General features: G+C 67.5%; 12 protein-coding genes and 1 pseudogene. 3 read left to right on the top strand and 10 right to left on the bottom strand.

Translation table 11 applies throughout. From position 1 onward, the window contains the following. Positions 1-105 precede the first annotated feature (105 nt). The 8 genes and pseudogenes from KOD61_RS09495 to KOD61_RS09460 all read right to left on the bottom strand — a co-directional run bounded on the left by KOD61_RS09495 (position 106) and on the right by KOD61_RS09460 (position 9,305). A pseudogene (locus KOD61_RS09495) lies at positions 106-430 on the bottom strand (YnfA family protein). After that, on the bottom strand, positions 427-1,050 hold the full coding sequence (locus KOD61_RS09490) for a cation transporter (RefSeq protein ID WP_215218451.1): 624 nt from the start codon (positions 1,048-1,050) through the stop codon (positions 427-429). Before KOD61_RS09490 ends, KOD61_RS09495 begins: the two are co-directional and overlap by 4 nt. Continuing rightward, positions 1,043-4,237 (bottom strand): efflux RND transporter permease subunit, encoded by a 3,195-nt coding sequence (locus KOD61_RS09485; protein WP_215220361.1) that lies wholly within the window; start codon positions 4,235-4,237, stop codon positions 1,043-1,045. Before KOD61_RS09485 ends, KOD61_RS09490 begins: the two co-directional genes overlap by 8 nt. A gap of 22 nt (positions 4,238-4,259) precedes the next feature. Next, the gene (locus KOD61_RS09480) at positions 4,260-5,234 is read right to left on the bottom strand and encodes an efflux RND transporter periplasmic adaptor subunit (protein WP_215218450.1); all 975 of its coding nucleotides are present in this window, start codon (positions 5,232-5,234) and stop codon (positions 4,260-4,262) included. Then, positions 5,231-6,511 (bottom strand): TolC family protein, encoded by a 1,281-nt coding sequence (locus tag KOD61_RS09475; RefSeq protein WP_215218449.1) that lies wholly within the window; start codon positions 6,509-6,511, stop codon positions 5,231-5,233. The genes KOD61_RS09480 and KOD61_RS09475 overlap by 4 nt, the downstream gene beginning before the upstream one ends. A gap of 56 nt (positions 6,512-6,567) precedes the next feature. Continuing rightward, the gene (locus KOD61_RS09470; RefSeq protein WP_215218448.1) at positions 6,568-6,966 is read right to left on the bottom strand and encodes a hypothetical protein; all 399 of its coding nucleotides are present in this window, start codon (positions 6,964-6,966) and stop codon (positions 6,568-6,570) included. A 91-nt stretch (positions 6,967-7,057) separates the two neighbouring features. Continuing rightward, positions 7,058-8,929, bottom strand: a complete 1,872-nt coding sequence (locus KOD61_RS09465) for a DUF2075 domain-containing protein (RefSeq protein ID WP_215218447.1) — start codon at positions 8,927-8,929, stop codon at positions 7,058-7,060. Between the two features lie 25 nt (positions 8,930-8,954). Further along, a complete protein-coding gene (locus KOD61_RS09460; protein WP_215218446.1) occupies positions 8,955-9,305 on the bottom strand; it encodes a nucleotide pyrophosphohydrolase in 351 nt (116 codons plus the stop codon). A gap of 270 nt (positions 9,306-9,575) precedes the next feature. Between KOD61_RS09460 and KOD61_RS09455 the strand changes: the two genes are divergently transcribed. Further along, positions 9,576-9,785 carry a hypothetical protein gene (locus tag KOD61_RS09455; RefSeq protein WP_215218445.1) on the top strand — a complete coding sequence of 70 codons (210 nt, stop codon included), beginning with the start codon at positions 9,576-9,578 and terminating at the stop codon, positions 9,783-9,785. A gap of 25 nt (positions 9,786-9,810) precedes the next feature. On the opposite strand, the gene KOD61_RS09450 is transcribed toward KOD61_RS09455, so the two are convergent. After that, on the bottom strand, positions 9,811-10,491 hold the full coding sequence (locus KOD61_RS09450; RefSeq protein ID WP_215218444.1) for a hypothetical protein: 681 nt from the start codon (positions 10,489-10,491) through the stop codon (positions 9,811-9,813). 105 nt (positions 10,492-10,596) lie between these two features. Further along, positions 10,597-11,604, bottom strand: coding sequence for a glutathione S-transferase family protein (locus tag KOD61_RS09445; RefSeq protein WP_215218443.1), 1,008 nt, complete (start codon positions 11,602-11,604; stop codon positions 10,597-10,599). A 155-nt stretch (positions 11,605-11,759) separates the two neighbouring features. On the opposite strand from KOD61_RS09445, the gene gntA reads away from it, so the two are divergent. Together gntA and KOD61_RS09435 are read left to right on the top strand one after the other, a co-directional pair. Next, the gene (gene gntA, locus KOD61_RS09440) at positions 11,760-12,506 is read left to right on the top strand and encodes a guanitoxin biosynthesis heme-dependent pre-guanitoxin N-hydroxylase GntA (RefSeq protein ID WP_215218442.1); all 747 of its coding nucleotides are present in this window, start codon (positions 11,760-11,762) and stop codon (positions 12,504-12,506) included. Continuing rightward, on the top strand, positions 12,503-13,111 hold the full coding sequence (locus KOD61_RS09435) for a DUF1989 domain-containing protein (protein ID WP_215218441.1): 609 nt from the start codon (positions 12,503-12,505) through the stop codon (positions 13,109-13,111). The genes gntA and KOD61_RS09435 overlap by 4 nt, the downstream gene beginning before the upstream one ends. The last annotated feature ends 8 nt before the right edge of the window (positions 13,112-13,119 follow it).

The raw sequence follows: 13,119 nt of genomic DNA, 5'->3' as shown, positions 1-13,119 counted from the left end.
CTCTTGCGCGACAGAGGCAGAGAAGACTAGCCAGTCGGCGGTACAGCCAACGTGAGAATGACTAGAACTCTCCGGACGCGTCTACGGGCATCGATCCATCGCCGATCAGGTACGCCAATGCCCGACGACCATCACCAGTGCTCCAAGGAGAATCAAACCGCCACCGATCAGATCGATGCGGTTGAGTCGGCCGTCGTCGACGAGCACCAGCCAAACAAGTGCCGTCGCGAGGTAGATGCCGCCGTATGCGGCGTAAATCCTGCCGGAAGCCACCGGGTGCAACGTCAGTAGCCAGGCGAATGCCGCGAGGCTGATCGCCGCTGGAACGAGGAGCCAGGCGGTGCGGCCAGAGCAAGACCAGCCAACAGCCGACGATCTCCGCGAGTGCGGCGATGACGAAGAGGGCCGCGACCTTGAGTACGGGAATCATCTCCCGCCGCTCACGCGCAGTTCTGACCACGCGTTGCGTAGCACCCGCCACGACGACCGCAGGAACATCAGCAACAGCGCCCCGGCGATCACTAGATCGGGCCAGCCGGCCTCGAACAGCCACACGCCAGCCGCAGCAAGCAGGACCGCAAAGCCCTCGTACACGTCGTTTCGCGAGCACTCCCATGCCGAGGCCAGGTTCACATCGCCATGGCGGTACGGGGTCAGCAGCCACAGGCAGATGCCGTTGAAAGCCAGGTTGAGCAGGGCGGCGATGCCAATGGCTTCGAAGATCGGCACTTCCGGGTGCGCTAGACGCCAGCCGATCTGCACGGCGACGGCGACCGCGGCGCCGAAGATGAGCAGCCCCTTGATCAGCGCCACTTTGGCCTTGGCACGCATGCTGGCGCCGATTACGGCGAGGCTCAGCAGGTAGGTGAGCGCATCGCCAAGGTTGTCGAGGCTGCCGGACAGCAGCGACGAGGATCCACTGTAGATCGCCGCCGCCAACATCATCACGAACGTGGCGAGATTGATCGCCAGCACGATCATCAGCACGCGCCGCTGTCGCGCCTCCAGCGCACGGATGTCGACGGTGCCGCCGCAGCATGAATCACCCATTGGCCAGTTCTCCAGCGTTCTTCGGATCGGACCCAGTGTCGCGATGCAGCCAGCGATAGAGCGCGGGCAGCACTAGTAACGTGAGTAGCGTCGAGGACACGATCCCGCCGATCACCACGGTGGCCAGCGGCCGCTGTACCTCCGAACCGGTGCCGACGTTGAAAGCCATTGGAAGGAAGCCCAGCGACGCCACCAGTGCGGTCATGAGGACGGGGCGGAGGCGGCCCAGCGCGCCGTCGACGATGGCGTTTTCCAGCGGGTCGCCCTGTTCGCGCAGTTTGCGGATGAAGGCGATCATGACCAGACCGTTGAGCACGGCCACGCCCGACAGCGCGATGAAGCCCACGCCCGCGGTGATCGACAACGGTATCCCGCGCAGCGCCAGTGCGACCACGCCGCCGGTCAGCGCCAGCGGCACACCGCTGAATACGATCGCTGCATCCTTGGCCGAGCCGAAGGCCATGAACAGCAGGCCGAAGATGAGGACCAGCGTGAACGGCACCACCACGGCAAGCCGCCGGCTGGCCGAGATCAGTTGCTCGAACGTGCCGCCGTAGTCGATCCAGTAGCCCTCCGGGATGTCGACCTGCTGCTCGACGCGTTGCTGCAGCTCGGCAACGAAGCTTCCCAAGTCGCGATCGCGGACATTCGCGGTGACCACCACCCGCCGCTTTCCATTCTCGCGGTTGATCTGGTTTGGTCCGAGGATCTTCTCGATCGTCGCAACCTCGCGCAGCGGAATGGTCTGCGGGGCATCGTTCGACCAGGAGGGATCAAGGCTGGAGCGGTCGGCGTTGACGTTGCCCGCCAAGGGGATGGGCAAGTCATGGAGCGCCGCGGGATCGGTACGCATCTGCTCCGGCAACCGCACCACGATCTCGAAACGGCGGTCGCCCTCGAACAACTGGCTGGCGACCTGCCCGCCGACTGCCGTCGCCACGGTCTGCTGCACCACGCTCGGGTTCAGGCCGAAGCGGGCCAGCGCTTCGCGGTCGGGCACCACCGTCAGCAGTGGCAACCCCGTCGCCTGCTCGGTCTTGACGTCCGCTGCGCCCTCGACTTCCCGCGCCGCCGACTCGATTTGCTCGGCGACCTCGACCAGCGTGTCCAGATCATCGCCGAATACCTTGACCGCCACGTCCGCGCGCACCCCCGATATCAGCTCGTTGAAGCGCATCTCGATGGGCTGGGTGAACTCGTAGTTGTTGCCGGGGAGCATCGAAACAGCCTCTTGGATCTCGGCGATCAGCACCTCCTTGGGCTTTCGCGGGCCCGGCCACTCGTCGCGTGGCTTCATCATCAGCATGGTGTCGGCGACATTTGGGGGCATCGGGTCGGTGGCGACCTCGGCGGTGCCGATCTTGCTGAAGACGAGCTCGACTTCTGGGATCTGCATTACCCGTTCCTCCACGGCGGTCTGCATCTTCACTGACTGTTCGATGCCGGTGCCGGGGATGCGGATCGCGTGCATCGCGATATCGCCCTCGTCCAGGCTGGGAATGAACTCGCTTCCCAAGCGCGTCGCGAGCAGCCCCGACAGGACGACCAGCACGAAGGCTCCGCCGAGCACCCAGGTGCGGCGCCGCAGCGACCACGCGAGCAACGGCGCGTAGCGTCGCCTGGCCCACTGCATGACCCGGTTCTCCTTCTCCTCGACGCGGCCGCTCAGGAACACCGCGATCGAGGCGGGGACGAAGGTCAGCGACAGGATCATCGCGCCAGTCAATGCCAGCACGACGGTGATCGCCATCGGGTGGAACATCTTCCCCTCGATCCCGGTCAGCGCGAAGATCGGCAGGTATACCGCGGCGATGATGAACAGGCCGAAGAGGCTGGGCCGGATCACTTCGACCGTGGCGTCGGCAGTCAGGTCCGTGCGCTCTTCTTCGGTGAGGGTGCGGCCCAGCCGATGCTGCATTTCGCCGAAGCGGCGAAGGCAGTTCTCGATGATGATGACGGCGCCATCGACGATCAGGCCGAAATCCAGCGCACCCAGACTCATCAGGTTGCCCGAGACGCCGCCGCGGACCATGCCCGTGATAGTGAACAGCATCGCCAGCGGAATGACCGCTGCGGTGATGAGCGCGGCGCGGAAGTTCCCGAGCAGCAGGAACAGCACCACGATCACCAACAGTGCGCCCTCGATCAGGTTCTTCGAGATGGTCTCCATCGTGCGCTCGACCAGTTCGGTGCGGTCGTACACGGCTGTCGCTTCGACGCCTTCCGGCAGGCTTGCATTGGCGTCCTCCAGCTTGGCCGCCGCGGCTTGCGCAACTTCGCGGCTATTGGCGCCCACCAGCATCGCCACGGTGCCCAGTACGACCTCCTCGCCGTTCTGGGTCGCCGCGCCGGTGCGCAGCTCCGGACCTTCGCCCACTTGGGCCACGTCTCCGACCCGGATCGGCAATCCGTCGCGCCGGTCGAGCACGATGTTCCGGATCTCCTCGATTCCGCCGACCTGGCCGGGCACGCGCACCAGGTATTGCTGGCCGTTGCGCTCAATGTAGCCGGCACCCATGTTCTGGTTGTTGGCAGCCACCGCGTCGACGACGTCCTGCAAGGTGAAGCCGAGCGCAACCAACTTGGAAGGATCTGGCGTGATGTGGATCTGCCGTTCGAAGCCGCCCAGCGTGTTCACCTCGGTCACTCCGGGCGTGTTGCGCATCTGCGGCCGGATCACCCATTCCTGCAGGGTACGCAGGTCGGTGGCCGACCATGCCGTGCCGTCCTGTTTTCGCGCGCCGGGTGCCGCGTCGACCGTATACATGAAGATCTCGCCCAGGCCCGTCGAGATCGGGCCCATCTGCGGCTCCAGTCCTTCCGGAATCTGCGAGCGGATCTGCTGCAGGCGCTCGGCCACCTGCTGCCTGGCGAAGTACAGGTCGGTACCGTCCTCGAACACGACCGTGACCTGCGACAACCCATAGCGCGACAGCGAGCGGGTGTAGTCGAGCCGGGGCAGGCCCGCCAGCGCTGTCTCGATCGGATAGGTGACCCGCTGTTCCGACTCCAGTGGCGAGTAACCCGGTGCCTCGGTGTTGATCTGCACCTGGACGTTGGTGATGTCGGGCGTGGCGTCGATCGGGAGCCTCGTGAAGCTCCAGATGCCCACGCCGATCAGTCCCAGCGTCAGCACCAGCATCATCCAGCGGTGCCGGATTGAGAAGCGGACGATCCTTTCCAGCACGCCGGCCTCGCGGACAGCGGCGTCAGTGGTCATGCGACGCACCCTCCTTGCCGATGTCCGCCTTGATCAGGTAGCTCTCCTCGACCACGACTTCGTCGCCCTTGCTTAGTCCCGAAAGGACCTGCACCTGGCTGGCATCGCGCGCGCCCAACTCGACCGGCTGTGCGCGGTAGGTTTCGCCCTCACGCACGAACACGACGTCTTCGCCGTCCATGGTCTGCAGCGCCGACAGCGGCACCAGCAGTTCGACGGGCTGCTGCGCGACCGTGATCCGTGCCTTGACCGCCGTGCCCGGACGCCACTGCCCGTCGGCGTTGTCGATGGTGGCGCGGGCGACGGTGCTCTGGCTGGCCGTTGCCATGCCCGGGAGGACCCGTTCGAGCGTGGTGTGCATTGTCTTGCCGTCGCTCATCCGGGTGACCGCCACCGGCACGCCCGGCTGGATGTGTTGGGCGTCGGCGCCGAAGATGTGCAGGTCGACCCAGAGTTGCGACAGGTCGGCGATCTCGAACAGCGGCGTGCCTTCGCCGGCCGGGCCGCCTACCGAGGCGTTGCGCGCGGTGACGACCCCGGAGATGGGGGCGGCCACGCCGTAGGTGCTCAGGCTCAGGTTGCTCTCGATCGTCGCCAGCGTCTGGCCGGCGCGCACGTGATCGCCGACGTTGGCGCGGAGCGAACGGACCGGGCCGGGGAAGCGGGCGGTGACCTGGGCGACACGGCCTTCGACAGGAGTCAGCAGACCTTGCACCTCGTGTTCGTCGGCAATCACGCCGGGGCCGGCGGGCTGCGTCTCGATGCCGGACTTCTCCGCGATACCCGTGGGGATCACGGTGCTGGCGACCTCGCTCGCTTCCTCGTCGCCGTGCTCCTCGGCTTCCGCACCGTGGCCGGCGCCTTCATCCGCATGCGATCCAGCCGCAGGCTGGGTCGACTCTCCCCCGCAAGCCGCCAGGCTCAAGGCCAGCGCCAGCACGGTGATCAGGTGGGTGGACCTCATGGGGTGGCTCCTGGTTCTTCTTGCAGGGGCTTGCCGGCGACGAATGCCTGTCCGGTCAGCCGCTGGATCTCGATTAGGGCGCGTTGGGCTTCCAAAGCCGACTCCAGCTGCTGCCGCCGGGCGGCCGTGCCTTCCGCTTGCAAGCTGGCCCACTCCAGATGGCTGGCGGCACCCGCGCGGTAGGCTGTGGCTGCCGCGGCTTCGGCCTTGATCAGGCGCGGGAGTACGTCATCACCCAGCCGCTGCGCCTCCAGACGGGCGACTCGGAAGCGGCCATGCGCTTCGGCGAGCGTGGAGTAGAGCGATAGCCCTTTGGCCTCGCGTTCGATCTCCAGCGCGGCCAACTCCGCGCGCGCGACGCGGATGCCGGGCTGCGCACGCGCGTCTGCCCCCAATGGGATGGCGATGCTGCCGACGAGGCCGAAGTCATCGCCGTCTGCCATCCGCCGAACGCCGACCTGCCAGTCCAGGTCCGGAGTAGCCTCGCTGCGGGCGAGCTGCAGTCGAGCTTCTCGAATGCGCGCTTCGCCGACGAACTGCGCGAGTTCGGGGGTGCGCTGCAGCCAGTTGGCGAGTACCGCAAAATCTGCGATCTCCGGCAGTGCCAGCGGATCGCCCCCGGCAATTTCGAACGTCGGCTCCCGTTCACCCCAGAGTGCCGCAAGGTGCTGGCGCGCAGCGGCTCCCCGCTGCTCCGCACGGGCGAGATCCAGTTCGGCGCGGGCGAGCGCAGCTTGTGCCGTCAGCACGACCGATTCGGGCGACGCACCGGCTACGTGGCGTCGAAGTGCCGCCGCGACAGTGCTCTCGCGCTGCTCGATGCCCAGCCGTGCAATCGCACCTAGCCGCTGCGCCGCGACGACTGCCAGGTAGCGGCGGCCCACCTCGGCCAGGAGATCCAGCCGCTGGGCCTCCCGCCCCATGGCCAGCGCGTCGATGCGACTCTGCGCAAGCGTGCGGCGGGCATCGAGCTTGCCGCCACGCTCCAGCACGGAGGCGAGGCTCAGCGTGATCTCCGCCCCATCGAGGCCGCTGGCTGCACCGGTGCCGAGCACGTTCTCGACCTCGGCTCCAGCGACCAGCGCCGGGCGCAGGGACTCGCGGTCGAGCTCGGCTGCCAGCACCTCGTGGCGGGCACCGAACAGGCGCAGGTCGGGGTGGGTTTCGGCGACGCGCTGAAAGGCGTCATCCAAGGTCAGGGGGGCGGCGGCGTGCGTGGGAAAAGCCACTGCACACACGACGACGAACGCAGCCAATGCCGCTGATCGCAAACGCATGAGGGGTGCTCCGATTGGTCGAAATGACAGGTGTCGGCGTTACGCCGACGGGGCAGTCACACGAAGATCGGAGGCTTGAACCGGCTCGGCAGGTGCGCTGGGGGTGGCACTGGAGCCTTGGCAATCGCCAACCGGATGGGCGCCGAAATGGAGGCAATCGGTTCAAACACCGGCAAAAGGGCTGCGGCTGCACCGCAGCAGTGCGCAAAGTGCAGTAGCACGTGCAGCGTCTTTGCTCCGCCTTGGTCCTGCTCACCGGACGCGGCCAGCTCCGCGTCCAGTTCGTCGGCGTGCAAGTCGTGACCATGCGCGCCGGAGGGGTCGTGCGCGAGCTCGTGCATCTCGCCGACGGCTGCCATCACCGGTTGCAGCACTAGCCCCAACGCAAACAGCCCCAGCACGAGAACGCGCAAGAGTGGCAGACATCGACAGAGGCGCAAGCGAACCATGGCCAAGCAGGGTACCTGTGGGGCCTCGGGTTACACAATTCCACCGCGGCTCGGCTCAGGGCTCTTGTCACAGCTGTCCGCTTCTGGCCGGAAGCGGTCACTCGTTCTGGAGCGCCTCTCCTAGGTGCACCCGTGTCTCCTCATCCGTGCAGTACACATAACAACCCTTCATCCCCCGGGTCATCAACGTCCGGTAAGTGTTTCGGATGATCCGGTCCACGCGCTCCAGCGTGCCGTCCGGGTCGGCTTTCATCATCGTCTTGTAGCCGCGAATCGAGCGGTCCATCTTCGAACGGCCGGCCGGGTCGGTCCGTAGTTCGCCGTCACGGGCGATGAGGTCCGGGCCGATGATCACGCCGACGTAGTCCAGTTCCAGCCCCTGGCAGGTGTGGATGCAGCCGACCTCTTCGATGGAGTTGGGCGCGACGATCCACAGGCTGCCGTCGGTGCCGAGGTTCCACTGGCGCCGGTAGCCGTGTTCGGGGATGACGATGTCGTAGGCATCCGGGTTGCGCTTGCTCTTCCAGTCCCAGCAGTAGCCGGCGACCACGCGCGACTTGTTGTTGGTCTTGTTCTTCTCGGCGATCAGCCGGTGCAGTTCGGTGGGGCTGTCGACCACGCGGAAGTCGAAGTCGTCCGGGTCCAGCCGGGTGTTGGCGGTCTCGCGAATGCCCAGCGTGTGGTCCAGCCAGGCCAGATACCCGTCCGAGCCGTTGCAGCGGAACTGCGATGACAGCTCGATCTCGGTGACATCCGCGCCCAGCGCGTTGGCCCAGTGGCGCAGCTCGCCGGTGTGGCCGATGTCGCTGAGGGTCACCATCTGGTCGTCGTCGGTGAACAGCACGGTGCACTTCGCACTGTTGATCAGCTCCTTGACCTGGTTCTCGCCAAGGTTGCCGTACAGGCCGGAGAAGCGGTTGAGGCGGTGCGCCTCGTCCACCACCAGCACGTCGAAGCTGTTGGCCGGCGTATCGACAAACGCGCCGGAGCCGCCGAACAGGCTGGAAATCTCCACCCGCTTGAAGCTGCCGCCCAAGCGCTGCTTGTAGACCTCGCGCGGGGCGGCATTCTTGGAGACGTACTTGGTCAGCAAGCCGTGCCGGCTGAGTTCGACCAGCAGGTTGATCGCCACCACCGACTTGCCGGTGCCGGGACCGCCGCGGACGATCAGCACCTGCTTGCGCTCGGCGCTGGCACCCCGGGCCAGCGCGAGGGCGGTCTCATAGACGACCTTCTGGTCATCGACGAGCACGAACTCGCGGTTGCCCTTGAGCATCTTCACCAGGCTGTCGGCCAGCATCTTGGACGGCTTGATGCGGCCGTTCTCGATCTTGTAGAGCTGGTCGCCGTCGTCGCCCTTGCACAGGTGCTGGCGGATGAAGGCGCGCAGCCGCTCGCGCTCGGCTTCGCCCCGGAGGAACAGCGGGGCCTTGTCCAGGTACGGCTGGTAATGCGCGTGGTTGATGCCGCCGTCGTCGACGTGGTTGTGCAGGTACGCGCACGGGCGAAGCGCCACGCCGTCTTTGTAGACGGCCTCGTTGAACCCTTCGAGCAGCGCGGCGTACGACCACGCCTGGTAGGACGGGTGTGCGCCCTCGCGCTCGTGCGCGCCACCTCGGCGGGCGATGACAATGCCGTCCTTGTCGGTGCGGGTGGATGTCGACCACTGCTTGAGCTCGACGATGATCACGTGCGGCGTGCCGTCGCCGTTGCGACCCGACAACAGGAAGTCGATGCGCTTGGAGGTCTGCGGGATGCCGAACTCCACGCCCACGCCCGTGTCGGTGGGGATGGTGTCGTCGTCCAGCACCGTGGCCATGGCCTGCAGCGATTCTCGCCAGGCGCGGACTTCGGCCTCGGGCGCATAGCGGCCGGTCTTGTGCAGGTACTGCTTGGCGATGTCGTACTCGATGCCGCGGTTGCCGACGTCCTCTACGAACCTGGACTTGCTTGCCTGGTAGACGATCAACGGCGGCTCCCCCCGGACGCGTGGACTACAGCTTGGTGTACTTGTCGATGCGGCCGCGCGCGCGGTCCGCCGGGTACTTCTCCGCGTTGAGGCGCACCTTGCGCTGGGCGGCCTGCACGGGGTCGATGTCCAGCTTGTCGGCCAGCTGCAGCAGGTACAGCAGCACGTCGGCGATTTCCTCGCCCACGGCGGTGCGTTTGGCGTCGTCCAGCGTGCGGCTCTGCTCGTCCGTCAGCCACTGGAAGTGCTCCAGCAGCTCGGCCGCTTCCACCGACAATGCGGTCGCGAGGTTCTTGGGCGTGTGGAACTGCTCCCAGTCGCGCTCGCGGGCGAACTCCCGAAGGGTCTTCCGAAGGGCCTGGAGGGCGTCGCTCATGCGGTGGTGTGGTCTGGCGGCAGGCCGGGCCATCCTAAACCAGCCCGCTCGCGGACGCGGCACGATGCGGTCGTGGACGCGCTTGCTGCGGGTTCGGCGCAAGCACCGACAGCGTCTCCCGGCAGATCCCTCTGACTTGTCACTCGTGCGTGCCAGATGGGCCAGCTGTATCAAGCGCTGCGCAGCCGAGGGAGGGCACTGTGCAGCCAGTGCCGTGACTTTCACCGGTTAGTACCTACGCTGGACACCCTACTCATCGAGGACACCTCAATGGGCGACCAGCACGAACGAGACCCCAGCATCCCCGCCACGCCGGAACGCACCGGCAACCGTCAGGACCCGGTCCCCGGCGCACCGCCGGCCGAGCCCGCACAGAAGGCGGGCATGGACCGCGAGGTCGGCGATCTGGAAGACCCGAACGCGGTAGAGGATGACGGCGCGCTGCCGGGCCGGATGGGCGGTGGGCTGGCAGGCGGCTGATCGACCCGGCTGCTGACACCGACCCTCAGAGCACTACGAGGTCTGCCGCGTCTCGCAGCTCGATCACCGTCCGCTCAAAGGCCTTGTTGTCCTCGCCCGCGGTAAACGACGCGACGTGGAAGCGCTGCGCGGTTCCGGTCACGCGGATGCGCTTGCCCTGCAGGGTCCTGGTGTAGTCGGCGCCCAGGCGTGCGGCCAGCGCCTGGTGGGCGGCTTCCGACACATGCACGCTCAGTGCCTTGCCGTTCTCGTGGTCGGCCTCCGAGTGCAGCCGCGGCGCGGTCGCGTACAGCTCGACCGAGGCGACGGGCATTTCGAACGTGGCGGTCACGCCCTTGGGTCCCGCCGCCTGCGCCTGCGGCACCGCCTGCGCGGGGCTCAAGGCCGGGCCGGCGTCGGGCGCCGGGCGCGTGCAGGCCGCCGTGATCGCTTCGATCTGGCAGTACGGGTTGCGGTCGCGCTCGCCGGGGGCGCTGCTCGCGCAAAGGCGCTGCGCTTCGTTTCGCACGTCCGGCGGGTTCATCTGCAGGTACTGCTCGCAGTCGACGCGGGCCGGGTCGATCGGTGCGCCGGGCTGGTAGCCGTCGGGTATCGACAGCGCACCGTCCGCTTCGATGGTCGGCTGGGGCTGCGGTGGAGCCTCGGCGGCTGCGCAGCTTGCAAGCAGCAGGGTGGGCAACGCCAGGGCAAGCAGGTGGCGGGTCATGTCGTTCGTCCGGCAGGAGGGCACCCGGTCCCCGGGGTGGGCGCGGCTCCCCGCCGCGCGCGCCGAGTATGCGGGAGTCGTTAGCAGCCCGTCCCTGCGGCGCGGTCACTTGGCGCCGCGGACCTCCCGCGCGCCGAGTCCGTCCCGACCGTGCGGCGCATCCAGGTCGAACACCGGTCCGATCGACACGATCCCGTGCGGGTTGATGGTCGGGTGGCTGCGGAAGTAATGGTGGCGGATGTGGTCCATGTGCACCGTGTCGGCCACGCCGGGCATCTGGTAAATGTCGCGCAACAGGCCGGTGAGGTTGGGGTAGTCGGCGATGCGCTTGCGGTCGCACTTGAAGTGGGTGGTGTACACCGCATCGAACCGGAGCAGGGTGGTCCACAGGCGCAGGTCGGCCTCGGTGAGGGTGTTGCCGATCAGGTAGCGGTGTTCGCCCAGCCGCCGCTCAAGGGATTCAAGGGTGTCGAACAGGGCGGTGACGGCGTCGTCGTAGGCGTCCTGCGTGGTGGCGAAGCCGGCCTTGTACACGCCGTTGTTGACGTTGTCGTAGACGGTGGCGTTGATGGCGTCGATCTCGTCGCGCAAGTCGTCGGGGCAGTAGTTGCCCGGCCGTGCGCCCACGCCGTCGAAGGCGCGGTTGAACATGCGGATGATGTCGGCGGACTCGTTGCTGACGATGGTTTCGCGCTGGGTGTCCCACAAGGTGGGCACGGTGACGCGGCCGCTGTAGCGCGGGTCGGCCTTGAGGTAGAGCTTGTACAGCCTGTCGAACCCATGGAGGCGGTCGCCGGTGGCGCCGTCGAAGTCGCTGCGCAGCTCCCAGCCGTGCTCCAGCATCAGCGGGTGCACCACGGAAACGTCGATGTGCTCCTCCAGCCCCTTCCAGGCGCGCATCACCAGGGTGCGGTGTGCCCAGGGGCAGGCGTAGGACACATACAGGTGGTAGCGGCCGGGTTCGGCCTTGAAGCCGTCGCGGCCGTCGGGGCCCGCGCTGCCGTCGGCGGTCACCCAGTTGCGGAACTGCGCGGCGGAGCGCTCGAACCGCCCGCCGGTGCTGTCGGTGTCGTACCACTTGTCCTGCCAGTTGCCGTCTACCAGTAAGCCCATGCGCGGTGCCTGCTTGTATTCCCGGGATCCGGCCACGTTAGCCGTCGGACGAGGCTGAACGCTTCACGCCCTCGTCGCCTTGCCTGCACGGTGCCTGCGCTCGCCGCTGGCTAGCGTGTGCTGACCCCCTGCAAGCCCCCCATACCGGAGCCCCGATGCCGCACGCGTACGATTTCGATACCGCCTTTGCCCCGCGTCCCGCCGCACGCAAGGCGCCCTCACCGTCCGGCACGCTCGACTCCCGCTTCCGTGACTTCATCGCTTCCGACGACTTCCCCTGCGTCGGCTCCAAGCTGGCGCTGGCGCGCGGTGGCCTGCACACGCGCGAGTTCGCCCCGCTGGGGGACGTATCCAACGACGGCCCGCTGCTGGATGCGCTGGCCGGCTTTGTCGCAATGCTGGACGAGCGCGACGCGGATGACCGTTCGGTCGACTCGCTGGTGGCGCTGTTCCGCGGCCCTCGCTCAATGGACGAAGCGGCGTTCGAGCGCCAGCTGTGGAACCAGTTGCAGCGCCTGCACGAGCTGGACCTGGCCCGTGGCAACACGTGGGCGGCCGACGTGGAGCGCGACCCGGACAGCCCGCGCTTCAGCATGAGCCTGGCGGGGCATCCGTTCTTCGTCATCGGGCTGCACCCGGGCGCGTCGCGCATCGCGCGGCGGTTCGAGGCGCCGGTGCTGGTGTTCAACTCGCACCGCCAGTTCAACCGGCTGCGCGAGGACGGCCGCTTTGCCAAGATGCAGCAGGCCACGCGTGCACGGGATGTTGCCTTGCAGGGATCCATCAACCCCAACCTGTCGGACTACGGCCAGGCCAGCGAGGCGCGCCAGTACAGCGGCCGCGCGGTCGACGCCGGCTGGCGTTGCCCGTTCCGCGCCACGGGCCCGGAGGGCGCCGCATGAGCGGGCAGGTGATGCGCATCCCGCCGTGCTCGGCCAAGGCGGTGGAGCTGGCGCCGGGCGACGAGCTGGTGGTGATCGACCCGGAAGGTGAGCAGGTCAGCGACCTGGTGGCCTTCAACCGCGAGGACATGGCCGAGTACCTGTCGTCGGGGCGGTCCATCGACTACGCGTCGCGGTTGTTCCTGACCACCGGCGACGTGCTGTATTCCAACCGCAGCCGGCCGATGTTCACCCTGCTGGAGGACACCTGCGGCCGGCACGACTTCACCCTGACGCCGTGCTCGAAGGAGATGTTCGAGAAGCTCTACGGCGAGGAGCAGGGCCGCCCGGGCTGCGAGGGCAACCTGGCGATGGCGCTGGCGCCGTGGGGCATCACCCGCGACCGGGTGCCGATCGCGTTCAACATCTTCATGCACGTGGCGGTGGACGGCGACAGCGGTGAGATCCGCGTGCTGCCGCCGCTGAGCAAGCCCGGCGCGCACCTGCGCCTGCGGGCGGAAATGCCGCTGGTGGTGGCGATGACGTCCTGCTCGGCCGGGCAGTCCAACAACTTCCGATACAAGCCGATCGACTACCGGGTGGAGCGCGCCGGCGACGGGGTCTAGCCGGGCGC

The sequence above is a fragment of the Lysobacter luteus genome, assembly GCF_907164845.1.
Taxonomy (GTDB): domain Bacteria; phylum Pseudomonadota; class Gammaproteobacteria; order Xanthomonadales; family Xanthomonadaceae; genus Novilysobacter; species Novilysobacter luteus.
This window is presented reverse-complemented; position numbering and strand designations above follow the sequence as displayed.

What these genes read in the sequence shown, in the direction of transcription:
- KOD61_RS09450 (WP_215218444.1), bottom strand. Translation starts at nt 10,491, where the DNA reads ATGACCCGCCACCTGCTTGCCCTGGCGTTGCCCACCCTGCTGCTTGCA.
- gntA (WP_215218442.1), top strand. Translation starts at nt 11,760, where the DNA reads ATGCCGCACGCGTACGATTTCGATACCGCCTTTGCCCCGCGTCCCGCC.
- KOD61_RS09460 (WP_215218446.1), bottom strand. Translation starts at nt 9,305, where the DNA reads ATGAGCGACGCCCTCCAGGCCCTTCGGAAGACCCTTCGGGAGTTCGCC.
- KOD61_RS09435 (WP_215218441.1), top strand. Translation starts at nt 12,503, where the DNA reads ATGAGCGGGCAGGTGATGCGCATCCCGCCGTGCTCGGCCAAGGCGGTG.
- KOD61_RS09480 (WP_215218450.1), bottom strand. Translation starts at nt 5,234, where the DNA reads ATGAGGTCCACCCACCTGATCACCGTGCTGGCGCTGGCCTTGAGCCTG.
- KOD61_RS09445 (WP_215218443.1), bottom strand. Translation starts at nt 11,604, where the DNA reads ATGGGCTTACTGGTAGACGGCAACTGGCAGGACAAGTGGTACGACACC.
- KOD61_RS09490 (WP_215218451.1), bottom strand. Translation starts at nt 1,050, where the DNA reads ATGGGTGATTCATGCTGCGGCGGCACCGTCGACATCCGTGCGCTGGAG.
- KOD61_RS09475 (WP_215218449.1), bottom strand. Translation starts at nt 6,511, where the DNA reads ATGCGTTTGCGATCAGCGGCATTGGCTGCGTTCGTCGTCGTGTGTGCA.
- KOD61_RS09455 (WP_215218445.1), top strand. Translation starts at nt 9,576, where the DNA reads ATGGGCGACCAGCACGAACGAGACCCCAGCATCCCCGCCACGCCGGAA.